Here is a 24841-nt window from a genome sequence, read left to right as displayed (position 1 = left end):
TATGAAGGCACCGGCCTGGGCCTGCCGCTGGTAAAGGCGCTGGTTGACCTGCATCGCGGCAATTTTGATCTGCGCAGCACCCTGGGCCAGGGCACCTGCGTTACGCTGGAACTGCCGCCGCCGCCGGATGCGCAATCGCAAACGGCGTCACCCGACGCAGCGTCAGATTGATCCGGCCGCCGCCCGGGATCAGCGCATCCGGCACCAGCCGACTGCTGCCGGGCTGGATGCGGTCGATGCCATGAAAGGCCAGCCGGGCCGGGCCGCCCAGCAGCATCACATCGCCGGAAGCCAGCCGGAATGAGCGTGTCGGCGCGGTGCGGCTGGTGCCGCCGAGGCGAAATATCGCCGTGGCGCCGAGCGAGACTGACAGCACCGGTGCGTCAAACGCCTGCTCGTCGCGATCCTGATGCAGCCCCATGCGCGCCTCGGCATCATACAGGTTGATCAGGCAGCATTCCGGCGCGGCGGCATAGCCGGTCAGCGCCTGCCACAGCGCCAGCAAGGGCGCCGGGATTGCCGGCCAGGGCCGGCCGGTCAGCGGATGCTGCGCGATATAACGATAACCGCCAGCCCGGTCGGTATACCAGCCAAGCGGGCCGGCATTGCTCATGCGCACCCGCATCTTCTGCCCGGAACGCGGCATTTCCGGCTGGTAGGGCGGCGCCTCGGCCAGCACATCGCGCACAGCCACCAGCAATTCCGCCTGGGCGGCGGCATCCAGATAACCGGGCAAGAGGCGGAAACCGTCCATACTGGCTGAGCTAGCGCGCCCGCAGCCGGCGCCAATTCTCCAGGCTGTAGAAGATCACCGCGATCCAGATGCAGCCGAAGGCAATGGCATGGTGCAGCCTGAAGCTTTCGCCCCATAACAGCACGGCGAGCAGGAATTGCAGGCTGGGCGAGATGTATTGCAGCAGCCCCATCGAAGCCAGGGTGAGCCGGCGCTGGCCGGCGCCGAAGGCCACCAGCGGCACCGTGGTGACCAGACCGGAGAGCAGGATCAGGCCGAGCAGGCCGAGCCAGGGCCGCGCTTCCCCTGCTGCCTGCGCGATCTGCGCCAGGGCGCCGCCGCCATGCCAGGCCAGATAACCCAGCGCCAGCGGCAGCAGCAGCATCACCTCGATGGTGAAACCCACCAGGCTGTCCACCGGAAAGCGCTTGCGCTGCAACGCATAGAAGCCCCAGGAAAACGCGATCAGCAGCGACAGCCAGACACTGCTTTCGGCCGCCGCCACCAGCACCAGCACGCCAGCCGCCACCAGCCCGAGCAGGCCCCATTGCAGCGGCGAAACCCGCTCCTTCAGCACGATGCGCCCGAGCAACACCGCCACAAGCGGGTTGATATAATAACCCAGCGACACCGCCATCACCTGCTGCCGGTCGATGGCATACACAAAGATCAGCCAGTTGGTCAGCATCAGCCCGGCAGTGAGGCACAGCACCGCCAGCAGCCGACGGTCGCGCAACACGCGGCCGAATAGCGCCAGCTTGCCGGTGGCGGCCACCAGGCCAAGGCAGAGCAGGAAGGCCCACAGCACCCGCTGGGCATTCAGCTCCAGCGGTGTCATCATGCTGGCGGCACGGAAATACAGCGGCGACAGGCCCCAGCAGGTGTAGGCCGCAACGCCAAATAAAATTCCCGTAAACACCGGCGACTTGAGAAACGGCGTGGCGGCAGGCTGAGGCACGGCTATTCCTTCGGCTGACCCGCTCTGGACGGCCAAAACGGCCTGATACGGCGCGGCTTTCAAGTTTTTTTGATCGGGGCGGTTGCGAGACCCCCGCCCCCCACTTACATACCCGTCACATGTAGAACCAGACAAGGGGTCCGGCCCGGCGCTTAAACACCAGAAGGCCGCTCCGGACTGCCAGAATCGAGGAGAGAGTAGTTATGGCGAAAGTCATTGGTATCGACTTGGGGACGACCAATTCCTGCATTGCCATCATGGATGGCAAGACCCCTAAAGTGGTTGAAAACGCCGAAGGCGCGCGCACCACGCCGTCGATGGTCGCCTTCACCAAGGATGGCGAACGTCTGATCGGCCAGCCGGCCAAGCGCCAGGCCGTCACCAACCCGGAAAACACCCTGTTCGCGGTGAAGCGCCTGATCGGCCGCAGCATCCGCGACGAAGCCTCGCAGCGCTTCACCAAGATGGTGCCCTACAAGGTGGTGGCCGGTGATAACGGCGATGCCTGGGTGGAAGCCGATGGCAAGAAATACAGCCCGAGCCAGGCTTCGGCCTTTGTGCTGCAAAAGATGAAGGAAACGGCGGAAACCTTCCTGGGTGAAAAGGTCACCCAGGCGGTCATCACCGTGCCGGCCTATTTCAACGACGCCCAGCGCCAGGCCACCAAAGACGCCGGCCGCATCGCCGGCCTGGAAGTGCTGCGCATCATCAACGAGCCGACTGCGGCGGCTTTGGCCTATGGCCTCGACAAGCAGGGCGATGGCAAGAAGATCGCGGTCTATGACTTGGGCGGCGGCACTTTCGACGTTTCGATCCTGGAGATCGGCGACGGCGTGTTTGAAGTGCGCTCCACCAACGGCGACACCTTCCTCGGCGGCGAGGATTTTGACCAGCGCGTGGTTGAATATCTGGCCGACGAGTTCAAGAAGGAAAACGGCATCGATCTGCGCAACGACCGCCTGGCGCTGCAACGCCTGAAGGAAGCGGCCGAAAAGGCGAAGATCGAATTGTCGTCGTCGCAGCAGACCGAGATCAACCTGCCCTTCATCACCGCCGACCAGTCGGGTCCGAAGCATCTGGTGATGAAGCTGACCCGCGCCAAGCTGGAAGCCCTGGTCGACGACCTGATCCAGCGCAGCATCGAGCCGTGCAAAAAGGCATTGAAGGATGCCAGCCTGTCGGCCGGTGATATCGACGAAGTGGTGCTGGTGGGCGGCATGACCCGCATGCCCAAGGTGATCGAGGTGGTGAAGCAGCTCTTCGGCCGCGAGCCGCATAAGGGCGTCAACCCGGATGAAGTGGTGGCCATCGGCGCCGCGATCCAGGCCGGCGTGCTGCAAGGCGACGTGAAGGACGTGCTGCTGCTGGACGTGACCCCGCTTTCCTTGGGTATCGAAACCCTGGGCGGCGTGTTCACCAAGCTGATCGAGCGCAACACCACGATCCCGACCAAGAAGAGCCAGGTTTTCTCCACCGCCGAGGACAACCAGAACGCCGTGACGATCCGGGTGTTCCAGGGCGAGCGCGAGATGGCGGCCGACAACAAGGCGCTGGGCCAGTTTGACCTGATGGGCATTCCGCCGGCACCGCGCGGCGTGCCGCAGATCGAAGTGACCTTCGATATCGACGCCAACGGCATCGTGCATGTCTCGGCCAAGGACAAGGGCACCGGCAAGGAGCAGCAGATCCGCATCCAGGCTTCGGGTGGTCTGTCGGAAGACGACATCAAGAAGATGGTGCGGGATGCCGAGGAGCATGCCGCCGAGGACAAGAAGCGCCGCGATGCTGCCGAAGCCAAGAACCAGGCCGAGTCGCTGATCCATGCGACCGAGAAGACCCTGGTTGATCTGGGCGACAAGGCCCCGGCTGGTGACAAGGCCGAGGTTGAGGCGGCGATTGCCGATCTGAAGCAGTCGATCGAGGCCAATGACGCCGAGGCGATCAAGGCCAAGACCCAGAAGCTGAGCCAGATCGCCATGAAACTGGGCGAGGCGCTGTACAAGGAACAGGGCGCCGGTGCGGCCGGCCCGGAAGCCGCGCCTGAGCCGGAAGCCAAAAAGCCCGATGACGGCGTTGTGGACGCCGAATTCGAGGAAGTGAAGGACGACAAGAAGAAGAAATAAGCTCGGAGACAGCCGACGGATCGGGCGCCCTTGAACAAGGCGCCCGGTTTCGGTTCGGCAGCATGGGCTTCGGCCTGCAAGAGCTTCGGGTGGGGTGCAGAATGGCGACCAAACGCGACTATTATGAAGTGCTGGGTGTGCCGCGCGGTACTGCCGATGCGGACGAGCTGAAAAAGGCGTTCCGCAAGCTCGCCATGAAATACCATCCGGATCGTAATCCCGGCGATCCGACGGCTGAGCAGAATTTCAAGGAACTGAACGAAGCCTACGACGTGCTGAAGGACGATCAGAAGCGCGCGGCTTACGATCAGTATGGCCATGCGGCTTTTGAAGGCGGCATGGGCGGGCCACGCGGTCCGGGCGGCGGCCAGGGCGGCGCCGGCTTCGATTTCGGCTCCTTCTCCGACATATTCGACGATCTGTTCGGCGACATCATGGGCGGTGGCGGCCGGCGCGCTGGCGCTGGCGGCAACAATGCCAATCGCGGCTCTGATCTGCGCTACAATCTCGAAATCAGCCTGGAAGATGCCTTCCGCGGCAAAACCGTGCAGGTTCGTGTGCCGACCTCGGCGGCCTGCGAAGCCTGCGATGGCTCCGGTGCCGAAGCCGGCGCCCAGCCAATTGCCTGCCCGACCTGCAAAGGCTTTGGCAAGGTGCGCTCGGCCCAGGGCTTTTTCACCATCGAACGGACCTGCCCAAGCTGCGGCGGCGCCGGCAAGGTGATCGAACATCCCTGCAAGATCTGCGGCGGCGCCGGCCGCGTGCACAAGGAAAAGACCCTCAGCGTGGATATCCCGCCGGGCGTGGATGAAGGCAACCGCATCCGCCTCTCCGGCGAAGGCGAGGCCGGCCTGCGCGGCGGCCCGCCGGGCGATCTCTATGTTTTCCTCTCGGTGGCGGCGCATCGCATTTTCCGCCGCGAAGGCCAGCATCTGCAATGCAAGGTGCCGATCTCGATGACCACAGCGGCTTTGGGCGGCATAGTTGAAGTGCCGACGCTGGATGGCGGCAAGGCGCGCATCACGATCCCCGAAGGCACGCAGAGCGGCAAACAATTCCGCCTGCGTGGCAAGGGCATGCCCAGCCTGGCCCAGCAGGGCCGTGGCAGCGGCTTCGGCGACCTCTATATCCAGGTCAATGTCGAAACCCCGGTGAAACTCTCCAAACGCCAGCGCGAGCTTTTGGAAGAATTCGCCGAAATCGATGCCGACAATACCAGCCCGGAAAGTGCCGGCTTCTTCGCCCGCGTCAAGGAAATGCTCGGCGGCAAGGGCGATTGAGACTGCCGGTTGACGCCACCCTCCCGGTCTGCGAAACCGGGACGGCAGCATCCGGGAGGCCCGCATGAGTTCCGACAATACGCGCATCGGCATTATCGGCATTGGTGGCCGTATGGGCCAGGCCATCCTGCGCGAAATACATGCCACGCCGGGCGCCGCCCTGGCTGGCGGCACCGAACGCGCCGGCTCACCCCTATTGGGCCAGGACCCGGCCTTGGCCGCCGGCCTGCCGGCGAGCGGCCAAAGCGTGCTGGAAGACCCGGCGGCTTTGTTTGCCACCGCCGATGCGGTGATTGATTTCAGCGCACCCGCCGCCATTGCCGGCCATGCCGCCCTCGCCGCCCAGGCCAAGACCGCCTATATCGTCGGCATCACCGGGCTGGAAGAAAGCCATTTCGATACGCTGCGCAAGGCGGCGCGACATTGCTGCGTGGTGCAGAGCTTCAATATGAGCCTGGGTGTGAACCTGCTGGCCGGCCTGGTGCGCCAGGTTGCCGCCACCTTGGGCAATGACTGGGATATTGAAATCGTGGAGATGCACCACCGCATGAAGGTGGATGCGCCATCCGGCACCGCGATCATGTTTGGCGAGGCCGCCGCTGAGGGGCGCGGCGTGGCCCTGGCCGAGATGAAGCAATCCGGCCGCGACGGCATCACCGGCGCGCGGCAAGCCGGCCATATCGGCTTTGCGGCCTTGCGCGGCGGCAATGTGGCCGGCGAGCATACCGTGATCTTCGCCGCCGAAAATGAGCGGCTGGAGTTGAGCCACAAAGCCACCGACCGCAGCATCTTCGCCCGTGGCGCGGTGCGCTGCGCGCTGTGGTCACGCGGCAAGGCGCCGGGGCTTTACCACATGCCTGATGTGCTGGGGCTCAAGGGGTAAACGCGAAATACTTCTCAAACGCCGCGCGGCCTGAGCGGGTGACGCTGAGGCTGCGGCCCTTGCGATCCTGCGCCAGCCAGCCGGCATCCAGGCAATGCCGCGCCAGGGCGGCGCCCAGCGCGCCGGCCAGATGTGGCCGGCGTTCGCTCCAATCCAGGCAAACCCGCGCCAGGCCGCGCCGTTCACTCTTGAGCGGCGCCAGATCGAGGCCGAGTGAGCCAAAAAACGCCTCGCCCTGCGGCGTGACGATAAAATCCTTGTCGGCGCGCGCCATATGGCCCTGCGCCAGCAAGGCATCGGTGAGCTTCACACCCAGTTCGCCGGCAATGTGATCGTAGCAGGTGCGCGCCCGGCGCATATCGGCATCACGTGGCCCGGGCAACCGCTTCGGCTTTGGCGCCTCGCCGGCCAGAGCCATGATGGCTTCCAGCGCCTGCGCCACTGCCGGGCTTTTCAGGCGGAAATAACGATGCCGGCCCTGGGCTTCCTGCGCCAGCAGGCCGCCAGCCAGCAACTTGCCAAGATGGCTGCTGGCGGTGGAAGCCGCCACGCCGGCAATCAGCGCCAATTCACTGGCGGTCAGCGCCTGGCCACCCATCAGCGCCGCCAGCATGTTGGCGCGCGCCGGATCGCCGATCAGGGCGGCAATTTCCGACAGGCTGGGCGCATCATGATGATCCGACATACTTCGATCATAAACGAAATATGCCCGCCAGACAATATTGGCGGAAAAGGTTGACTTTTGATATGCAGTTTTTATATCTGATTTTGGTACGCTTCGGCTGCCTCCCCCGACATATTTGATCCGCAGGAGCAAAGCCATGCCGCATCACACGCCCCTTATTGCAACTGTTGTCGGCGGTTTGGTGCTGGCCTTTATTCTTGGGGCCATCGCCAACCGCCTGCGCATTTCGCCCCTGGTGGGTTATCTGATGGCCGGCGTGGTGGTGGGGCCGTTCACACCGGGCTTTGTCGCCGACCAGGCTTTGGCGCCGGAACTGGCCGAACTGGGCGTGATCCTGCTGATGTTTGGCGTTGGCATGCATTTTTCGCTGAAAGACCTGCTCAGCGTGAAAACCATCGCCATCCCCGGCGCCATTGCCCAGATCGGCGTGGCCACCCTGCTCGGCATCGGCCTGGCATTGGCGATGGGCTGGGGCCTGGGCGCCGGCTTTGTGTTTGGCCTGGCGCTTTCGGTGGCTTCCACCGTGGTGCTGCTGCGTGCGCTGCAAGAGCGCCACATGATCGAATCCGAGCGCGGCCGCATCGCGGTGGGCTGGCTGATCGTGGAAGACCTGGCCATGGTGCTGGCCTTGGTGCTGCTGCCGCCGCTCGCCACGCTGATGAAGGACGGCGCCGAAACCGGCGGCGGCGGGCTGGGCTCAAGCGACCTGGCCATGGTGCTGCTGATCACCCTGGCCAAGGTGGCGGCCTTTGTGGCGCTGATGCTGATCGTCGGCCGCCGCGTCATCCCCTGGCTTCTGCATTACATCGCCCATACCGGCTCACGCGAATTGTTCCGCCTTGCCGTGCTGGCTATCGCGCTGGGCGTGGCCTATGGCGCCGCCATGCTGTTCGGCGTGTCCTTTGCGCTTGGCGCCTTCTTCGCTGGCATGATCCTGGCCGAAAGTGAATTGAGCCACCGCGCCGCCGAGGAATCACTGCCTTTGCGCGATGCTTTTGCGGTGCTGTTCTTTGTCTCGGTCGGCATGCTGTTTGATCCCGGCATCCTGCTGCGTGATCCGTTGCCGGTGCTGGCCACTTTCCTGATCATCGTGGTGGGCAAATCGGTGGCGGCCCTGGCCCTGGTGCTGGCCTTCCGGCATAAACTTTCCACCGCGCTAACCATTGCCGCCAGCCTGGCGCAGATCGGCGAATTCTCCTTCATCCTGGCGGCACTCGGCGTTGATCTGGGCTTGTTGCCGGCCCAGGGGCGCGACCTGATCGTGACCGGCGCGATCCTCTCGATCCTGGCCAATCCGCTGTTCTTCGCCTTGCTGGATCGCCTCAAGGACTGGCTGGAAAAGCGCGAGGGCCAGGACAGCCTGGCCGAAGACAGGGCCAAAGTGGCGGAAGAGGAATTATTGCCAACCGCCTTGCAGCAGCATGCCGTGCTGATCGGCTTCGGCCGCGTCGGCAGCCTGGTGGCCGAGGCGCTGCGCCGCGAGGGCCGGCCGCTGCTGGTGATCGAGGAACGCCAGAAACTGGCCGAGCAGGCCCGCGCCGCCGGTTATGAAACTATGCTGGGCAACGCGGCTTCGGCCGAGATGATCCTGGCCAGCAATATCGTTGGCGCGCGCTGGCTGTTTGTGGCGATCCCGAATGCCTTCGAGGCCGGCCAGATTGTGCAGCAGGCGCGCAAGGCCAATCCGGCGCTGAAAATCATCGCCCGCGCCCATGCCGATGGCGAGGTGGAGCATCTGAGCCAGCTGGGCGCCGATCTGATCGTGATGGGCGAGCGCGAGATTGCCCGCGGCATGATGGAACGTGCCTTTCCGATGCCGGGCAGCAACCCTGAACCGGCAGAGCCTGGGCCAGCGGCAGCTTAAGCCAGATCGAGCGGGCGCAGGCCGGCGCCTTTCGGCTGGCGCCAGCGCCATAATGCCTCACGCAGGGCCTCGGCCAGTTCCAGCCGCTCGGGCGGGCTGAGGAAGCGGCCGAGGCTGACGCCGCGGCCGTGGCTCCACAGCGTCAGGGCATGGCTATCGGGTTGATCGTCGCATTCCACCCGCACCCAATAGGGCTGCAATTGCCATTGCTGCTGCTGCCCGGTGGCGCTGACCCGGCGGATGGTCAGGCTGCTGCCATCCAGCAGCACATATTCCCTGGCCCGCGCCTGGGCATAGCTGAAACGGAAGGCGAGCCACAGCAGCAGCACTTCCAGGCCGCAAAAGCCCAGCACAGGCCAGGCCCCGGCCAGGAAAAACGCCATGCCAGCGGCAAAATTCACCAGCGCCACAAAAGCGATCAGGATCACAAAGCCGCGCCGACCGAGCGAACGGTGCGGCTTCAGTTCAGCGGCAAAGACAGGCTGGCTGGTCATGCCGCATCAGATTAATCCGTCCTGCCGGCCAGGCAAGCCACATGATTGACGCCGAACGGTGCAAGCCTTAACCCTGTGGCTCGCATTTCTCTGGATGAGAGCCATGGCGCCGAAACAGAACCCGCTGAAATTGAACCCGCTGCAACTCAAGACCCTGACGCTCTTGCAGGCGATTGCCGAAGTGGCCGGCGAGCCGCTGCCCGATGGCAGTTTGCGGCTGCATCAATTGCCGCCGGCGCATGGCAATCATTTCCATATCGGCGCCGCCGTGGTTTCCGGCGCCGATGCCACCGGCCTGCATAACGAGGCGGTATGGGTGGCGCTGGGCCGCAAGGGCCTGGTGCAGGCCGGCATGACCATCACGCCGGCCGGCCTGGCCTATGAAACCGGGTTGCGCAACACCATCCTGCACCACGCGGATCATTGAGATGCTGCTCACCCTGGCTGATATCGAGGCCGCCGCCGGGCGCATCGGCGGTGTGCTGACCCGCACGCCCTGCCTGCATTCGCGCACGCTGTCCAATCTGGCCGGCGCCGAGGTGTGGCTGAAGTTCGAGAATCTGCAATTCACTGCCAGCTTCAAGGAGCGCGGCGCGCTGAACAAGCTGCTGCAACTGAGCGACGATGAACGCAAGCGCGGCGTGATTGCCATGTCGGCCGGCAATCATGCCCAGGGCGTGGCCTATCATGCCGGGCGGCTGGGCATTCCGGCCACCATCGTGATGCCTGGCTTCACGCCCTATGTGAAGGTGCGCCACGTGCGCAACCATGGCGCCCGCGTGGTGCTGGAAGGCGAAACCCTGGCCGAAGCCGCCGCCCGCGCGCGCAGCATCGCCGAGGCCGAGGGGCTGGTATTTGTGCATCCCTATGACGACCTGGCGATCATGGCCGGCCAGGGCACAGTGGCGCTGGAAATGCTGGAACAGGCGCCAGACCTGGACGACCTCGTGGTGCCGGTGGGCGGCGGCGGGCTGATTGCCGGCATGGCGATTGCTGCCCATGCCAAGCGGCCCGGCCTGCGCCTGTTCGGCGTGGAGAGCGAACTTTACACCGCGATGTATCAGGAGATGCATGACCAGCCGGTGAATGTGGGCGGCATCAGCATTGCCGAGGGTATCAGCGTGCGCGATATCGGCCGCGCCCCGATGCAGGTGGTGCGGCAATTGGTGCAGGATGTGCTGATCACCCGCGAAGCCGATATCGAGCGCGCCATTGTGCTGCTGGTGGAGATTGAAAAGACCGTCACCGAAGGCGCCGGCGCCGCCGGCCTGGCGGCCCTGCTGGCGCATAAGCAGCATTTCCAGGGCCGCAAGGTTGGCCTGGTGCTATCGGGCGGCAATATCGACACCCGCCTGCTGGCATCGGTGCTGATGCGCGGCCTGGTGCGCGATGGCCGGCTGGCGCGGCTGATTGTCACCACCGACGACGCGCCGGGCCGCCTCGCCCGCGCCGCCGGCATCATCGGCGCCACCGGGGTGAATATCATCGAGGTGGCGCATCAGCGCCTGTTCACCTTGGCTTCGGCCAAATCCACCGAGATCGAGTTTGTGGTGGAAGCGCGCGACCGCACGCATCTGGGCGAATTGGTGGCAGCGCTGGAACAGACCGGCCTACGCGCCCGCTTGGCGGAGATCGGCGTATAGGGCTATGCTCGCCGCCTGATCCGTTATCGGGAGGAAACTATGGGACGAGTAGCCAACAAGGTCGCCTTCATCACCGGCGGCGCATCCGGCCTGGGCAAGGCCACCGCCGAAATGATGGCGCGCGAAGGCGCCAAGGTGGTGATTGCCGACCGCAATGTTGAAGGCGCCGAAGCCGTGGCGCGCCAGATCGGCCCGGCCGCGATCGCCGTGGCGCTGGATGTCACCAATGAGCAGCAATGGATCGCCGCGCTGGATGCCACCGAGGCGGCGTTTGGCAAGCTGAACGTGCTGGTGCATTCGGCCGGCGTGGGCGTACTGAAAAGCGTCGAGGATATCAGCGTGGAGGAATGGAACTTCGTCCATGCGGTGAATCTCGATGGCCCGTTTCTGGGCAACAAACACGCCATCCCACGCATGAAGCCGCATGCGCCGGGTTCGATCATCATCATCTCGTCGGTTTCCGGCATCATCGCCGGGCATAACATGAGCGCCTACAACACCTCGAAGGCGGCGGCCCGCATGCTGGCCAAGACCACGGCTTTGCATTGCGCCAAGCGCGGCTACAATATCCGCTGCAACTCGGTGCATCCCACCTTCATCGACACGCCGATGGTGCAATCCATGCTGGTGGCCGGCGGCGATCCGGCCAAGGTGCGGCAGAAGCTGGAAAGCCAGGTGCCGCTGGGCCGCCTGGGCGAACCCGACGACGTGGCTTATTGCATCCTGTATCTCGCCTCCGACGAATCAAAATTTGTCACCGGCGCCGAATTTGTGCTGGATGGCGGCATCACGGCGCAGTGACGGCAAATGTGACCGGTAACACGCCGGACATAATACGGGCTGGATTGCGGCAGCGAATCGGGGCATCTTAACGGAAACGGGCATCTCCCCGCCCGCAACCGAACACGGAAGCCAGATGGACAGCGCTGCCGCAAAGCTGCCCGTATTGATCGTGGTGCATCAGGAAACCTCCAACCCAGGCCGGGTGGGCGACGAATTACGCGCGCTGGGCCACGAATTGGATATCCGCCGCCCCTGCCTGGGGCATGATTTGCCGCAGGATTTGAGCGGCCATGCCGGCGTAGTGGTGTTTGGCGGCCCGATGAGCGCCAACGACGACCACCTGCCCTTCATCCGCCGCGAACTGAACTGGATTCCGCATGCCGTGGCCAGCGGCAAGCCTTATCTGGGCATCTGCCTGGGCGCGCAATTGCTGGCGCGGGCCAGCGGCGCCCGGGTTGCGCCGCATCGTGATGGCTGGCATGAAATCGGCTATTACCCGATCCGCGCCACCCAGGCCGGGCGCAGCCTGTTCCCCGACAAGCTGCATGTCTACCAATGGCATGGCGAAGGGCTGGAGCTGCCGCGCGGCGCCGTGCGGCTGGCGCAAACCCAGTGGTTTCCGAACCAGGCCTACCAGCTGGGCGCCAATGCCTATGGCATTCAATTTCACCCGGAAGTGACCGGCAGCATCATGCGGCGCTGGGCCACCATGGCAGGCCATCGCCTGACCCTGCCCGGCGCACAATGCCGCAGCCAGCAATTCCAGGGCCATGACCGGCATGATCCGGGCATTGCGCAGTGGCTGCGCGGCTTCCTGCCGCTCTGGCTGCGCGCCGGCCAGCCGCAGCAGACAATGCTGGCCGACGCGGCGGATTAATCCGCCTGCGCTTCAGCCGCTGGCCCTGCCGCTGCCTCTGCGCTGCGCTCCAGCACGGCAACAAAGAACCCGTCCGTACCCTGGCGCCCCGGCGTGAGGCGCAGAAAAGCCTCGCTGCTCGGGCAGGGACCACCCACATTGCGCTGCCAGATCGGCGCCACCGGCAGGATGCTGAAATCGGCATGGCGCGCCAGGAAAGCCTCAATCTGGGCCTCATTCTCCTCAGTCAATACTGAGCAGGTGACATAGATCAGCCGGCCACCAGGCGCCACCAGGCGGGCGGCACGCTTCAGAATCTCCTGCTGCCGCTCGGTCAGTTCCTGCACATCGGCTTCGGTCAGGCGCCAGCGTGCATCCGGCTTGCGGCGCCAGGTGCCGGTGCCACTGCATGGCGCATCCACCAGCACACGATCCGCCTTGCCGGCCTGGCGCTTGAGCCACTTGGCTTCCAGGCCACGGCATTCGGCATTATGCACCCCGGCGCGACGCAGCCGCAGCTTGGCCCGTTCCAGCCGCGTGGCGCTGACATCACAGGCAATCAGCCGCCCGGCATTGCGCATTGCCGCACCGATAGCCAGGGTTTTGCCGCCGGCCCCGGCGCAGAAATCCACCACCAGTTTGGCATCGGCCACATCCACCAGCAAAGCCGCCAGTTGCGACCCTTCATCCTGCGGCTCGATCAGGCCATCGGCATAGGGTTGCGTGTTGTTGACATAAGCCTGGGCACCAAGCCGCAGGCCATGCGGCGAGAGCGGCGTGGGCTGCGCCCGCTGGCCGCTGGCATTCAGCAGGCCAAGCGCGGCATCACGGGTGGTCTTGAGCTGATTGACGCGCAAATCCAGCGGCGCCGGGCGCAGGCTGGCAGCCATTTCAAGATCAAAATCGGCGCCGAACCGCGCACGCAGGCGCGGCTCGATCCAGGCCGGCAGGCTGTAGCGCGCGGTGGCCGGCATATCCGGATGTTCCAGCGTGTGGCCTTCCAGCGGCTGCAATAAAGCCGTGATCGGCTCTACCTCACTCTGCTGCAAATTCAGCGCTGCCAGGACACCGGCCAGCTTTGCGCCATTGGACAGGATGCGGTAGGCCGCCACGCGCAAATCCATGCCCGGCGCAATCTTGCCGCCGCTGCTGCGCACCAGCCACCAATCCAGCCGACCGCGCTGGCGCTGCACATCATCGGCAATCTGCACGATGGCGGCGCGTTCATTGGCATCGAAGCGGCGATGATTGCGCTTCATCCAGACATGCAGCATCCGATCCGCCGGATCGCCGCTCTGCTCGATCACCTGCAACAACTCGATCGCACTGGTTATCACCAGCCGGCTGCTGCCCGGCCGCCGGGTTGGCTGTTCGGGCCGCTCGGCTTGGCCCTGATACTCCGGACGCGGGCGGGAATCCTGATCCCGGCGCGGCGGGCGGGTGTCCTGGTCGCGGCGCGGCGGGCGCGTATCCTGATCGCGGCGCGGCGGGCGGGTTTCCTGGTCGCGGCGCGGCGGACGGGTGTCCTGGTCACGGCGTGGCGGACGGCTTTCCTGGTCGCGACGCGGCGGGCGGGTTTCCTGGTCGCGGCGTGGCGGACGGGCATCCTGATCCCGGCGCGGCGGGCGCGTATCCTGGTCGCGGCGCGGCGGGCGGCTATCCTGATCGCGACGCGGCGGGCGGCTATCCTGGTCGCGGCGCGGCGGACGGGCATGCTGGTCGCGGCGCGGCGGGCGGGTTTCCTGATCGCGGCGCGGCGGGCGGGTGTCCTGATCGCGACGCGGCGGGCGGGTATCCTGGTCGCGACGCGGCGGGCGGGCATCCTGATCGCGGCGTGGCGGGCGGGCATCCTGGTCGCGGCGCGGCGGGCGGGTTTCCTGGCCACGCTCTGCGCGTTCAACCCGTTCCACGCGCTCGAGCGCGCGGTCAATGGTGCGGGCGCTGCGCTCATGGCGCTGGCCGGGCCGATGCGGGGCCTCTCTCACCACAGCGCCGGCCTTGCCCTCATAGGGCTTGGCCTTACCACCCGGTTTGCCAGAACCGGCATATTTACCCGAGCCGGCATGCTTGCCCTGGCCGGCATGCTTACCCTGGCCGGCAGGTTTGCCTGCCGCGGCAGATTTGGGCTTGCCCGCACCACCACGGCCAGCGGCAGAATGTTTGCCGGGCGGGCGACTGGACGAGGCAGCGCCGGCGGATGCACGGCTGGAGGGCGGACGTTTGGCGGGGGGCTTGGTCACGGCATACTCTGAATATGGGGGGATTGGCCCCCGTCATAGGCCCCGGCGTGGCCCCGGTCAATGCCGCAGGGCAATAAGCAGCGGCTTCAATCCGCCAGCAGGGCGGAAATCCAGCCGGCTTCGATCCAGTTGCGCAACAGGCCGGCGGCGCGCAACGGCGCCTCTGCCTCGCCGCCATGGCGCGCCAGCAAGGCGCAGAGCGCGGCAAAATCAGCACCGCCGCGCAAAGCCCAGATTGCCTCGGATTCATCCGGCGCCAACTGGCGGAACTGCACCTGGCCGGCACCGCGCCAGACCGCCCAGTTGCGCGCCCGCATTGGCAATGGCTCGGGCTGTGGCGCGGTCGGCGCATCCTGCTTCAGGTCTCGCGCGGCAAGCCAGAAATCCGCCACGTTATAGGCCAGCGCCAGCAGATGCAGGCTGGGATGCAGGCTGAAACGCAGGCCCGGCCAGGCTTCCGCCGGCAATGCCGCCAGATCGTCGATTTGCAGCAAGGGCGCATCGGCGGCATCAAATGCCAGACCCAACGCCCATTCCAGCCGCGCCATATCGGCCACGGCCGGATGCTCGTCCCAGCCGCCATTCACCACCAGAAATTCGGCCAGATGGCGGCCAAACCAGCGGATATTCGGATCATGCGACGGCTGCGCGCAGGCATAGGCATAAGACAGCGCAACAAAATCCTGCGCGCCGAGCAGCAATTCCAGCACCGGATAATCGCGCTGCAAAACCTGGCGCAGCCGTTCCAGATAGGCATTGTGATAAATTTCCAGCCGCGCCAGCTTGCTGCCCGTATCGCCCGTATCATCCCGGGGCGGCTGGCGGATTTGCTCGGCCAGGGCATCGGTGCCGGCTTCGCGCAGGATATAGCGCGTCATCTCACGTTGCAGGCGGTCCAGCGTCAGGCCGGTCATGCCGCCGGCTCGGTTTGCAGCGCCCCGGCGGCAACGCGGCGTAGCTGGCCCAGTTCAGCCAGCAGGTCGGCAAAAGGCGGGAAATTGTCGTCGCGTTCGATCATCGCCGGCAAAGCGCCAAAGCGCCGCACGGCATGGCCATAGAGATCGAACACGGCCGCCGCCACTGGTGCATCATGGGTATCAATAATGCAGGCGCCGCTATCATCATGGCCGGCAAGATGGAATTGCGCCACGCGCTCCCTGGGCAAGGCATCAATGAATGTGCGCGGGTCAAAGCCCTGGTTGCGGCTGTTGACATAGACATTGTTGATATCCAGCAGCAGCAGGCAATCCGCTTCAGCACAGAGCGCCGAAAGGAATTCCCATTCGCGCAAATCCGAGCGCTGCCAGTCGATATAGGCCGACACATTCTCCAGCAGAATGCGGCAACCGAGAAAATCCTGCACCTGGCGCACCCGCGCCGCAACATGGCGCAGGCTTTCGCCGTTATAAGGCAGCGGCAGCAGATCATGCAGGTAGATGCCGTTATGGCTCGACCAGCAGAGATGATCGGAAATCCAGGCCGGCTTGACGCGGCGCGCCAGCGCCTTGACCTGTGCCAGATACTGCACATTGAGCGGATCGGTGCCGCCAATCGACAGCGACACACCATGCAGCACCAGCGGATAACGCTCGGCGATGCGGTCGAGCTGGCGCAATGGCGCGCCGCCCGGCACCAGATAATTCTCGGTGATTGCTTCGAACCAATCCACGGGCCAATCCACCGGCGGTTCGCCGTCCAGAATATCGGCATAATATTCCGGCCGCAGCCCCAGGCCGAAGCCAAGCAGCGGTAGATCAGGCCGGATCGCGGCCGGGGATGAATGCGGCATATTCATCATGGCGCCAAGCGTAAAGCCGGCAGGCGGCAATCGCAACGGATCGCCCCCTGCCAGCTTGCATGCCTGCGAATGATCCGATCAGCCGACCTTGCCGCCAGCCTTGGTGCAGGCTGCCGCATCCGACATTGTAGTGAAACCCTGACCCTTGCAGGCATTATGGCCCTTGCAGGCGCTGGAGGAGGTTTTGCAGGCACTCTGGCCCTTGCAGGCATTGGCGCCGACACACTTCACGTCGGCAGCATGGGCCGGCGCGGTGGCAAGGGCGATGGTGCCGGCCGAGAAGAATGCGGCGGCGGCGATGGCGATGCTGGCGGTGCGATTCATGTTAGTCTCCCTGATGGTGTTTGATCCGCCGGTCTGGCGAACGCGGCGGATGCTAGGGGCGCCAAGCCACAAATGCCTACACACGGCTCTGTGACCGGGCACACGCCGCTGTGAGGCCGTATATGGTGTTTTCACGCACTGAATTTCTGCCGGCTGCCATTAAGGCGACGCTATCAGGGCCGCAGCAGCGCTGGCACAAATCTGCGCCGACAGGCTATGCTCACGGCATCGTGCGCTCAACCAAGGCAAAGCCACAAGGTCATCACGATGATATCAGCCCGCCATGCCGCCCGGATTATCCGCCCCTGGCGATTGCCAAGCCTCTGGTTTACGCTGCTGCTGCTTGCCGGCTGTGCCAGCCGTGTGCCGCAGACCGGGGCCATTCAGGAATTTGCCCTGCCGCCGGGCGCCGAGGCGATCTCGCTATTTGCCGAAAGCAGCGGCGATGTGTGGTGGCTGGATAACGATGGCCGCCGGCTGTTCCGGCTGGATTATGCCCGTGGCGTGCATGAAGCCATCGCGGTGGACCCGCCCAGCCCGGCCGGCCGGCTGAATATGGATACCCAGGGCCGGCTATGGCTGCTGAGCCGTGATGGCGCGCCGCTCTTGGCGATCCGCATCGGGGATAATGAATTGCCCAGCCGGCAAAGCCCGTGGCGGCTGGATAAGGGCCTGCCGCGTGAAGCCGACAAGCCGGCGCTTGATCCCGGCCGGGGCGGCTTCGTCGCACTTTCGGCGCAGAAACAATGGCTGTGGCTGGCGCAGCCCGGCAAGCTGCTGCGCTTGGCGCTGGCGGATCAGCCGTAGCGGATATTGCGCGGGTTGACCTTGAGCTTGATATCGTTGACCGAGATTTCCATCATGTTGATCGCGCGCTTCATGGCGTCGAGTTCTTCACGGGTCTTTTCCAGATTGCTGTTCAGCTCGGCGAGTTGACCAAACAGATTCTGCGCGGTCTTTTCGTTATCGGCAAAAAAGCGGTTATAGGCCTGATGCTGGCGCTCGATCACGCCCATGCGGTTTTCCAGCCCCTGGCGGAGCTGGCTGATGCGCATTTCAAAATTGCCCAGATGCAGCAGCAGCCAGGCGCCGCCCCAGAACAGGACAATGCCGCCGCCGAGGATATAGACCCAATCGCCCATTCTGCCGCCTCGCTTGTGACGTTCCCGGATGAACAGGATATAGGTCGGAAACCGCGCCGTGCAATCCTGCTTTAGAACCAGCACGGCTAAGTAGCAGCGGGTAATATCTGCCCGGCAAAAACCACCTGACGGCGTGGATTAAAGCCGATGCGATAGGCCAGCGCTGCCGGCCGGTCGATATCCCAGACCACAAAATCCGCCTGCTTGCCCAGCTCCAAAGTGCCGATCTCGCTGCCAAGACCTAGCGCCCGGGCGGCCTCGCGGGTGGCCCCGGCCAGCGCCTCTTCCGGGGTGAGGCGAAACAGCGTGCAGCCCATGTTGAGCATCAGCAGCAAAGATGTGACCGGCGAGGTGCCGGGATTGCAGTCGGTGGACAACGCCATCGGCACACCATGCTGGCGGAACAACGCCACCGGCGGTGCCTGGGTTTCGCGCAGGGCATAGAAGGCGCCTGGCAGCAAAACCGCCACACTGCCGGCCCGCGCCATCGCCGCCACCCCGGCTTCGTCCAGATGTTCCAGATGATCGGCCGAGAGCGCGCCGAATTCCGCCGCCAGCCGGGCGCCGCCGAGATTGCTGAGTTGCTCGGCATGCAGCTTGACCGGCAGGCCATGCGCCTGTGCCGTCTCGAATACCCGCCGTGTCTGCGCCACCGAAAAGGCAATGCCCTCGCAGAAGGCATCCACCGCATCGGCCAGGCCCTGCTCTGCTGCGGCCGGGATGATCTGGCGGCAGACCAGATCGATATACGCATCGGCGCGGCCGGCATATTCCGGCGGCAGGGCATGTGCCGCCAGCAAGGTTGTGCGGATACGCAGCGGATAAAGCTGGCCCAGGCGGCGCGCCACGCGCAGGCATTTCAGTTCATCGTCCAGGCTGAGGCCATAGCCGGATTTGATCTCCAGCGTGGTGACGCCTTCGGCCAGCAAAGCCTTGAGGCGCGGTGCGCTCTGGTGCAGCAAATCGTCTTCGCTGGCAGCGCGGGTGGCGGCCACGGTGGAGCGGATGCCGCCGCCGGCCCGGGCGATTTCCTCATAACTGGCGCCATTCAGGCGCAATTCAAATTCATGCGCGCGGTTGCCGCCAAAAACCAGATGGGTGTGGCAATCCACCAGCCCCGGGGTGATCCAGCCCCCCGCCAGATCATGCAGCACGGTTTGCGGGCCGATCTGCGCAGCCGGCAATGCGGCGGCCGGGCCGATCCAGGCGATCCGGCCATCACGCACGGCAATGGCGCCGGCCTCAATCGCCCCGAAGGGCCGGCCCGGAACCATGGTGGCAATATCGGCATTACGCCAGACCGTATCGAAGAACATGGTGCGGCTTTCCCAAAACGGCGGTTTCTGTCAGCTTATATATACAAGTGAGGAGAAACCGTCATGCGCCGCTTTTGGCTGAGCCAGGCCCGTCTGCCGCAGGGCTGGGCAGACCAGGTGGAAATCCGGGTGGATGCCGCCGGCATCATCCGGCAATTGACGCCGAATGCCAGGCCGGCCGCCGATGCGGTGCAATTGCATGGCCCGGTGCTGCCTGGCATGCCGAACCTGCACAGCCACGCCTTTCAGCGCGCCATGGCCGGGCTGGCCGAGCGCGCCGGCCCGGGTGACGACAGTTTCTGGACCTGGCGCGAGACCATGTATCATTTTGCGCTGCGGCTTGGCCCCGAGGATGTGCAGGCCATCGCCGCGCAGCTTTATGCCGAAATGCTGCAACAGGGCTATACGGCGGTGGCGGAATTCCATTATGTGCACCACCAGCCCGATGGCAGCCGCTATGACGACCCGGCGGAATTGAGCTGGCGCGTGCTGGCCGCCGCCGAGGCTACCGGCATCGGCCTGACCCATCTGCCGGTGCTTTATGCCCATGGCGGCTTCGGCCCCAAGCCGGCCGGCGAGCGCCAGCGCCGCTTCCTGCATGATGCCAAGGGCTATGCGGCGCTGCTGGAAAAACTGCGCCCGGCTTTCCGCACCGGCAGCTCGCCATTGCGCCGCCTCGGCATTGCGCCGCATTCGCTGCGGGCGGTTTCCGGGCCTTTGCTGGCCGAGGCTCTGGCGCTGACCGGGGCCGATTGGCCGGTGCATATCCATATCGCCGAGCAGACCGCCGAGGTGGATGACTGCCTGGCGCATTACGGGCAGCGCCCGGTGCAATGGCTGCTGGACCATGCACCGGTGGACCGGCATTGGTGCCTGGTGCATGCCACGCATATGGATGCTGCTGAAACTGCGGCGCTGGCGCGCAGCGGCGCAGTGGCCGGGCTCTGCCCAACGACTGAGGCCAATCTCGGCGACGGCCTGTTCCCTGCGATCGACTATCTGGCCCAGGGCGGGCAATTCGGCATCGGTACGGACAGCCATATCAGCATCGACTGGCGCGAGGAATTGCGCCTGCTGGAATATGGCCAGCGGCTGGCGCGGCGTGGCCGCAACCTGCTGGCGCTAGGCCCCGGCGGCTCCACCGGGCAGCGCCTGTTTGATGCTGCCATGGCCGGTGGCGCCCAGGCACTGAACCAGCCGATGGGCGCCATCGCCATCGGCCGCCGCGCCGATCTAGTGCTGCTGGATGGCACGGCGCCGATGCTGGCCGGGCATGGCGCGGAAAGCCTGCTGGATGCGCTGATCTTCAGCGGCCAGCCCAATCCTGTGCGCGCAGTATATGTCGGCGGCCGCCAGGTGGTGGCCGAGGGCCGCCATGTTCAGGCCGACGAAATCGCCGCCGCCTATCGCGCCGCCCTGACCCGGCTGACAGCATAAGGCTCGGGGTCCCCTCCTTGATTCGTCATGCCCGCTTTCGCGGGCATGACGAGACGAGAATGGATTGGCGCCCGAGCAGGTGTTCGCTCGCCCCATAACAAAGCGCGTCATGGTACGCGAAGGCGTACCATCCACGTCTTTTGTTCTACCGGCTGAAAAACACTCGTGGATGGTCGGCCTGCGCCGACCATGACGAGCTACGTTAGGGGGCGAATAACTTGGCCATAATCTTTGGCTTTACGCTGTCCTCAGGAAATCCAGGCTGCCATCGCCGGCGCAGAAATCGATCAGCCGGCGCATGAAGGCTTCGCCCTCGCGCACCTGGGTTATCTCGATAAATTCGTTCGGCTTATGCGCCTCGCGGATATTGCCCGGGCCGCAAACCACGGTGGGAATCTGCGCCAGGTCGAAGATGCCGGCTTCGGTGCCATAGGCTACCGCCTGGGTGCTGTTCTGCTCGGCCAGCCGCAACGCCAGCCGCTCGGCCTTGCTGGCCGGCTGCGGCAGAAAGGGCGGCACATGCGCCACCAGCCGGGTATCCACCACCGCGCCGGGATGGATGCGCTGCATGTCGGGCAGGATACGCTCGGCGACAAAGCGATTGAACGCCTCCACCACTTGCTGGTCATGCTCAGGCCGCACCGCACGCACATCCCACTGGAAATGACATTCCTTGGCCAGGATGTTGCGCGCCGTGCCGCCGCTGATCTGGCCCACGGTGATTGTGGTATGCGGCGGCTCAAACCGCGGCTCGGTATGCTCCGGCTGCTGGTAGACCCGTTGCAGGCGGTTCAGTTCCGCAATCATCTCGGCGGCATACTGGATGGCATTGACGCCCTGATGCGTGGCGCTGGAATGTGCCTCCAGGCCATAGACCGAGGTATTGCAGGCGCAGACGCTTTTATGCGCGTTCACCACCTGCATCTCGGTCGGCTCGCCGACAATGCACATGGCCGGCCTTGGCCCGCCGCGTTGGATGAAATCGACAATGCCATGCACACCCAGGCAGCCCACTTCCTCATCATAGGAAAAGGCGAAATGCAGCGGCACCCGCAGGGGCCGGCGCAGCATCTCGGGCAGCAGAGCCAGGCAGATGGCGATGAAACTTTTCATATCCGAAGTGCCGCGGCCCCAGAGCCGGCCATCATGCTCGGCAAGGCGGAACGGATCGGTATGCCAATCCTGGCCATCCACCGGCACCACATCGGTATGGCCGGACAGGATGATGCCGCCCGGCTCCCGCGGCCCGATACTGGCATAGAGATTGGCCTTGCCGCCGCTGGCATCGTAGATTTTTTCGGCCACGATACCGTGGCTGCCGAGATACTCGGCGATGCAATCGATCAGGGCGAGATTTGAATCGCGGCTGGTGGTATCGAACCCGACCAGCTTTTCGATCCATTCCTGGGAGATGGGTTTGTTCATCCCCCGACTATAGGCGTTTCAGTTGCTGTGTTGAAGCGCGAGGTCAGACCACGATATTGGCAATCGAGCCGGCATCCTTGCCGCCATTCTGCTTGATGGCATTGCGGATCTGCTCGCGGATTTCTTCCTCGATCTTGGCCCGGGCTTCAGAGTCGAGTGAGCCGAGCTGATCCTCGTCCATACCCTTGCTCTTGAGATACTGGGCGCGAATGCGCTCGCCAACCGACATCTTGGCGAAATCGAGAAATTCATTCTCGGTCGCCTGCTTGCTGTTTTCCGGCACAGCGGTGGTATTGGCTGCCGATGATTTTTCGCTGCCAAGCGAGCGGGCGATGCTGCCGACTGACTGGATCAGGCCGGGTAAGGCGGTGCTGAGTGAACCAATGCCGAAAAGTGACATGACAGGTCTCCACAAATTGCTTGCAGAGATCAGAGCAACGCCCATGCCACTTGGAAATATCAGGGTAATCAGCAGTTTTTGATATTGCCTGGCTTATCCAACGGCAAATTCTGCCGGGCTGGATTTGCCGCCTGCCTGTTGTCAGCGGTCGATATGGCCCAGGTCACGCGCCGGGTCGAGCCGGTCGCGCACCAGCTGCTTCAGCGTTTTCACATCCGGGAAGCCGCCATCGCGTTTGCGTTCCCAGATCAGCGCGGCGTCATACTCAATACGGAAGGCACCGCCGCTGCTGGGCTGCAACGCCACCTCGGCGAGTTCGTCGCCGAACGTGGCGAGCAGTTCCTGCGCCATCCAGGCGGCGCGCAGCAGCCACTGGCATTGCGTGCAGTAGACAATGACGATGCGCGGCCGCGCCGCCGGCCCGGCGGCCTGCATCAGCCCTCGACGGCGCGGGCCGGCGAAGCGCCGCCAATCATCGCCATGAATTCCTGCCGCGTGCGCGGGTCTTCCCGGAAGGCGCCCAGCATGCGGCTGGTGACCATGGTGACACCCGGCTTATGGATGCCGCGTGTGGTCATGCATTGATGCGCCGCCTCGATCACCACCGCCACGCCACGCGGTTGCAGCACGGTCTGGATCGTGTTGGCCACCTGGGCGGTGAGCTTTTCCTGAATTTGCAGGCGCTTGGCATAAACTTCCAGCACTCGCGCCAGCTTGGAGATGCCCACCACGCGCTTGCCCGGCAGATAGGCGACATGCGCCTTGCCGATGATCGGCACCATGTGATGCTCGCAATGGCTTTCCATGCGGATATCGCGCAGCACCACCATCTCGTCGTAGCCGTCGGTTTCCTCGAAGGTGCGCTCCAGCAAGGCCACCGGGTCTTCGTCATAGCCGGCGAAAAATTCCTCATAGGACCGCGCCACGCGATCCGGGGTGCCGACCAGGCCTTCGCGGGTAGGATCGTCGCCAGCCCAGCGGATCAGCGTGCGCACCGCCGCTTCAGCTTCCTCGCGGCTCGGCCGATCCGGCGTCACAACATCGCCCGGCTTGCTGAAACGCTTGATCTCGGCATCCTTGCCCTGCGCCATGTGGTTCATAACAAACTCTCCAGTTCCGGAAGCCCGACCCGCCATGGCCCGGCACTTCCTTCCAGATAGGGTGAAACACTGCCCAGGCAATGCCGAAATTGGCCAGTCTGTGGCCAGGATCAGTTCATCCGGCGCGCTTCATGCGGGCTATCAAGCGAAAAGGCCGGAATCGCCACGTCAAAACTGTCGCCGCCATGGCTGACCATCTGATAGGTGCCGACCATGAAGCCGGATGGCGTCGGCAACGGCGTGCCGCTGGTATATTCAAAACTCTCGCCCGGGCCGAGAACCGGCTGTTCGCCCACCACGCCGGGGCCACGCACTTCCTGCACCCGGCCGCGTGCATCGGTGATGCGCCAATAACGGCTGTGCAATTGCACGGTTTCGGCGCCCTGATTCTCGATGCGGATATTGTAGGCCCAGACAAAATAATTCTCGTCCGGCGAAGATTGCTCGTCGAGATAGGTCGGCCGCACGGTGATGGCGATGCCACGGGTGGTTTTCTGATACATGGCGAGGATTTTAGAACGACCGGGCAGTTTGTCCACCCTGCAAGACGGCCACGTCGCGCCCCAAAACGCCAACGGCCGCCCCGGTTGCCCGGAGCGGCCGCTGTTTAAGCCTGGATCGAGACGCTTACTTGCGCAGGAAGATCTCGGCGCGGCGGTTCTCGTCGTTGCGCTGACCATCGGCGGTCGGCACGCGCGGACGGCTTTCGCCGAAAGCAGCGGTCTGGATCGCCGCGCCGCCAATGCCCTTGGCGGTCAGGTAATCCGCCACCGACTTGGCGCGACGCTCAGAGAGCTTCTGATTGTAGACATCCTTACCGGAACGGTCGGTATGGCCTTCGATCACGATCCGGGTGCTGCCGGTGGCGCGGTAATCGGCGATGGCGCGGTCAAGCACCTGAGCCGCAACCGGGCTGATATCCGACTTGTCGAACGCGAAGAACACCACATAGGTTTCCGGCAGACGGGCCGGCGGCGGCGGCGGCGGCGGCTGCACAACCGGAGCCGGCGGCGGCGGCGGCGGCGGCGGCGGCGGAGCGGCCACAACCGGCTGCGGCTTCGGCGCCGGCGCCGGGGCGCCGAAACGGTAGGTGAAGCCAACCATCACGGTGTGGTTCTGGTTGCTGCCCTTGCCATCAACATTCGCGGTGTTGCTGTCAAACTTGGCGCGGCCACCGGTCAGGTAGCGGTAATCGGCGCCCACCAGCCAGTTGTCATTCAGCGCGTAATTGGCACCAACAATGCCCTGCACGGCCGGAGCCCAGGCGCTGTCATCAAACGTCACGGCGCCGACTCGGCCTTCGCCGGAGATGTTGGTCAGACCAACGCCGAAGCCGACACAGGGCACGAAGTTGCCC

At 64.7% G+C, this 24841-nt stretch carries 27 protein-coding genes; 11 read left to right on the top strand and 16 right to left on the bottom strand.

Annotated features, from left to right (window positions below; genetic code table 11):
- Nucleotides 1–15 precede the first annotated feature (15 nt).
- On the top strand, nt 16–171 hold the full coding sequence (locus KBB36_RS21025) for an ATP-binding protein (RefSeq protein ID WP_366933215.1): 156 nt from the start codon (nt 16–18) through the stop codon (nt 169–171).
- On the opposite strand, the gene KBB36_RS16160 is transcribed toward KBB36_RS21025, so the two are convergent.
- Together KBB36_RS16160 and rarD are read right to left on the bottom strand one after the other, a co-directional pair.
- Nucleotides 101–754, bottom strand: coding sequence for an alpha-ketoglutarate-dependent dioxygenase AlkB (locus KBB36_RS16160; protein ID WP_290983156.1), 654 nt, complete (start codon nt 752–754; stop codon nt 101–103). The two genes, KBB36_RS21025 and KBB36_RS16160, sit on opposite strands and share 71 nt — an antisense overlap.
- Nucleotides 755–764: 10 nt before the next feature.
- Complete coding sequence (gene rarD, locus KBB36_RS16155; protein ID WP_290983153.1) at nt 765–1691, bottom strand: EamA family transporter RarD; 927 nt, start codon at nt 1689–1691, stop codon at nt 765–767.
- 203 nt (nt 1692–1894) lie between these two features.
- On the opposite strand from rarD, the gene dnaK reads away from it, so the two are divergent.
- The 3 genes from dnaK (at nt 1895) to dapB (ending at nt 5977) form a co-directional block, all read left to right on the top strand.
- On the top strand, nt 1895–3814 hold the full coding sequence (gene dnaK, locus KBB36_RS16150; protein WP_290983150.1) for a molecular chaperone DnaK: 1920 nt from the start codon (nt 1895–1897) through the stop codon (nt 3812–3814).
- Nucleotides 3815–3915: 101 nt separating this feature from the next.
- A complete protein-coding gene (gene dnaJ, locus KBB36_RS16145) occupies nt 3916–5094 on the top strand; it encodes a molecular chaperone DnaJ (protein ID WP_290983147.1) in 1179 nt (392 codons plus the stop codon).
- 64 nt (nt 5095–5158) lie between these two features.
- Nucleotides 5159–5977: a 4-hydroxy-tetrahydrodipicolinate reductase gene (gene dapB, locus KBB36_RS16140; protein WP_290983145.1), complete on the top strand. Its 819-nt coding sequence runs from the start codon at nt 5159–5161 to the stop codon at nt 5975–5977.
- Here the strand turns inward: dapB and KBB36_RS16135 are convergent.
- Nucleotides 5967–6662, bottom strand: coding sequence for a helix-turn-helix transcriptional regulator (locus KBB36_RS16135; RefSeq protein WP_290983142.1), 696 nt, complete (start codon nt 6660–6662; stop codon nt 5967–5969). The two genes, dapB and KBB36_RS16135, sit on opposite strands and share 11 nt — an antisense overlap.
- A 136-nt stretch (nt 6663–6798) precedes the next feature.
- Between KBB36_RS16135 and ybaL the strand changes: the two genes are divergently transcribed.
- On the top strand, nt 6799–8526 hold the full coding sequence (gene ybaL / locus KBB36_RS16130) for a YbaL family putative K(+) efflux transporter (RefSeq protein ID WP_290983139.1): 1728 nt from the start codon (nt 6799–6801) through the stop codon (nt 8524–8526).
- Here the strand turns inward: ybaL and KBB36_RS16125 are convergent.
- Nucleotides 8523–9020, bottom strand: coding sequence for a DUF2244 domain-containing protein (locus tag KBB36_RS16125; protein WP_290983136.1), 498 nt, complete (start codon nt 9018–9020; stop codon nt 8523–8525). The genes ybaL and KBB36_RS16125 overlap by 4 nt on opposite strands.
- 103 nt (nt 9021–9123) lie before the next feature.
- On the opposite strand from KBB36_RS16125, the gene KBB36_RS16120 reads away from it, so the two are divergent.
- The 4 genes from KBB36_RS16120 (at nt 9124) to KBB36_RS16105 (ending at nt 12323) form a co-directional block, all read left to right on the top strand.
- Nucleotides 9124–9447, top strand: a complete 324-nt coding sequence (locus KBB36_RS16120; protein WP_290983133.1) for a hypothetical protein — start codon at nt 9124–9126, stop codon at nt 9445–9447.
- Between the two features lies 1 nt (nt 9448).
- The gene (locus KBB36_RS16115) at nt 9449–10663 is read left to right on the top strand and encodes a threonine ammonia-lyase (RefSeq protein ID WP_290983130.1); all 1215 of its coding nucleotides are present in this window, start codon (nt 9449–9451) and stop codon (nt 10661–10663) included.
- Between the two features lie 39 nt (nt 10664–10702).
- Complete coding sequence (locus KBB36_RS16110; protein ID WP_290983127.1) at nt 10703–11464, top strand: glucose 1-dehydrogenase; 762 nt, start codon at nt 10703–10705, stop codon at nt 11462–11464.
- A 115-nt stretch (nt 11465–11579) separates the two neighbouring features.
- Nucleotides 11580–12323: a GMP synthase gene (locus KBB36_RS16105; protein ID WP_290983125.1), complete on the top strand. Its 744-nt coding sequence runs from the start codon at nt 11580–11582 to the stop codon at nt 12321–12323.
- On the opposite strand, the gene KBB36_RS21020 is transcribed toward KBB36_RS16105, so the two are convergent.
- The 4 genes from KBB36_RS21020 to KBB36_RS16085 all read right to left on the bottom strand — a co-directional run bounded on the left by KBB36_RS21020 (nt 12320) and on the right by KBB36_RS16085 (nt 16664).
- A complete protein-coding gene (locus KBB36_RS21020) occupies nt 12320–14542 on the bottom strand; it encodes a hypothetical protein (protein WP_366933214.1) in 2223 nt (740 codons plus the stop codon). The genes KBB36_RS16105 and KBB36_RS21020 overlap by 4 nt on opposite strands.
- Nucleotides 14543–14628: 86 nt before the next feature.
- Entirely contained in the window at nt 14629–15456 is an 828-nt protein-coding gene (locus KBB36_RS16095; protein ID WP_290983123.1) for a DNA-binding domain-containing protein, read from the bottom strand.
- On the bottom strand, nt 15453–16376 hold the full coding sequence (locus KBB36_RS16090) for a DUF692 domain-containing protein (RefSeq protein WP_290983120.1): 924 nt from the start codon (nt 16374–16376) through the stop codon (nt 15453–15455). Before KBB36_RS16090 ends, KBB36_RS16095 begins: the two co-directional genes overlap by 4 nt.
- A 42-nt stretch (nt 16377–16418) precedes the next feature.
- A complete protein-coding gene (locus KBB36_RS16085; protein WP_290983117.1) occupies nt 16419–16664 on the bottom strand; it encodes a hypothetical protein in 246 nt (81 codons plus the stop codon).
- A 267-nt stretch (nt 16665–16931) separates the two neighbouring features.
- Between KBB36_RS16085 and KBB36_RS16080 the strand changes: the two genes are divergently transcribed.
- Nucleotides 16932–17471, top strand: a complete 540-nt coding sequence (locus tag KBB36_RS16080; protein ID WP_290983114.1) for a hypothetical protein — start codon at nt 16932–16934, stop codon at nt 17469–17471.
- On the opposite strand, the gene KBB36_RS16075 is transcribed toward KBB36_RS16080, so the two are convergent.
- Both KBB36_RS16075 and hutI read right to left on the bottom strand, forming a co-directional pair.
- Nucleotides 17462–17890: a hypothetical protein gene (locus KBB36_RS16075; protein ID WP_290983111.1), complete on the bottom strand. Its 429-nt coding sequence runs from the start codon at nt 17888–17890 to the stop codon at nt 17462–17464. The genes KBB36_RS16080 and KBB36_RS16075 overlap by 10 nt on opposite strands.
- A gap of 2 nt (nt 17891–17892) precedes the next feature.
- Complete coding sequence (gene hutI, locus KBB36_RS16070) at nt 17893–19122, bottom strand: imidazolonepropionase (protein ID WP_290983108.1); 1230 nt, start codon at nt 19120–19122, stop codon at nt 17893–17895.
- Between the two features lie 63 nt (nt 19123–19185).
- Between hutI and KBB36_RS16065 the strand changes: the two genes are divergently transcribed.
- The gene (locus KBB36_RS16065; RefSeq protein WP_290983105.1) at nt 19186–20559 is read left to right on the top strand and encodes a formimidoylglutamate deiminase; all 1374 of its coding nucleotides are present in this window, start codon (nt 19186–19188) and stop codon (nt 20557–20559) included.
- A gap of 237 nt (nt 20560–20796) precedes the next feature.
- Here the strand turns inward: KBB36_RS16065 and argE are convergent, their stop codons facing one another.
- From argE to KBB36_RS16035, 6 genes are all read right to left on the bottom strand, one after another.
- Nucleotides 20797–21984 carry an acetylornithine deacetylase gene (gene argE / locus KBB36_RS16060; protein WP_290983102.1) on the bottom strand — a complete coding sequence of 396 codons (1188 nt, stop codon included), beginning with the start codon at nt 21982–21984 and terminating at the stop codon, nt 20797–20799.
- Nucleotides 21985–22027: 43 nt separating this feature from the next.
- Nucleotides 22028–22384: a hypothetical protein gene (locus tag KBB36_RS16055; RefSeq protein ID WP_290983099.1), complete on the bottom strand. Its 357-nt coding sequence runs from the start codon at nt 22382–22384 to the stop codon at nt 22028–22030.
- Between the two features lie 141 nt (nt 22385–22525).
- Nucleotides 22526–22819: a SelT/SelW/SelH family protein gene (locus KBB36_RS16050; protein WP_290983096.1), complete on the bottom strand. Its 294-nt coding sequence runs from the start codon at nt 22817–22819 to the stop codon at nt 22526–22528.
- Nucleotides 22819–23475, bottom strand: coding sequence for a GTP cyclohydrolase I FolE (folE, locus tag KBB36_RS16045; protein ID WP_290983157.1), 657 nt, complete (start codon nt 23473–23475; stop codon nt 22819–22821). Before folE ends, KBB36_RS16050 begins: the two co-directional genes overlap by 1 nt.
- 119 nt (nt 23476–23594) lie before the next feature.
- Nucleotides 23595–23987: a Co2+/Mg2+ efflux protein ApaG gene (gene apaG / locus KBB36_RS16040; protein ID WP_290983093.1), complete on the bottom strand. Its 393-nt coding sequence runs from the start codon at nt 23985–23987 to the stop codon at nt 23595–23597.
- A 124-nt stretch (nt 23988–24111) separates the two neighbouring features.
- A partial coding sequence (locus tag KBB36_RS16035; protein ID WP_290983091.1) for an OmpA family protein occupies nt 24112–24841 on the bottom strand: 730 nt, incomplete at its 5' end.

Origin of the sequence: Ferrovibrio sp. (genome assembly GCF_017994015.1) — a bacterium.
GTDB lineage: Bacteria > Pseudomonadota > Alphaproteobacteria > Ferrovibrionales > Ferrovibrionaceae > Ferrovibrio.
This window is presented reverse-complemented; position numbering and strand designations above follow the sequence as displayed.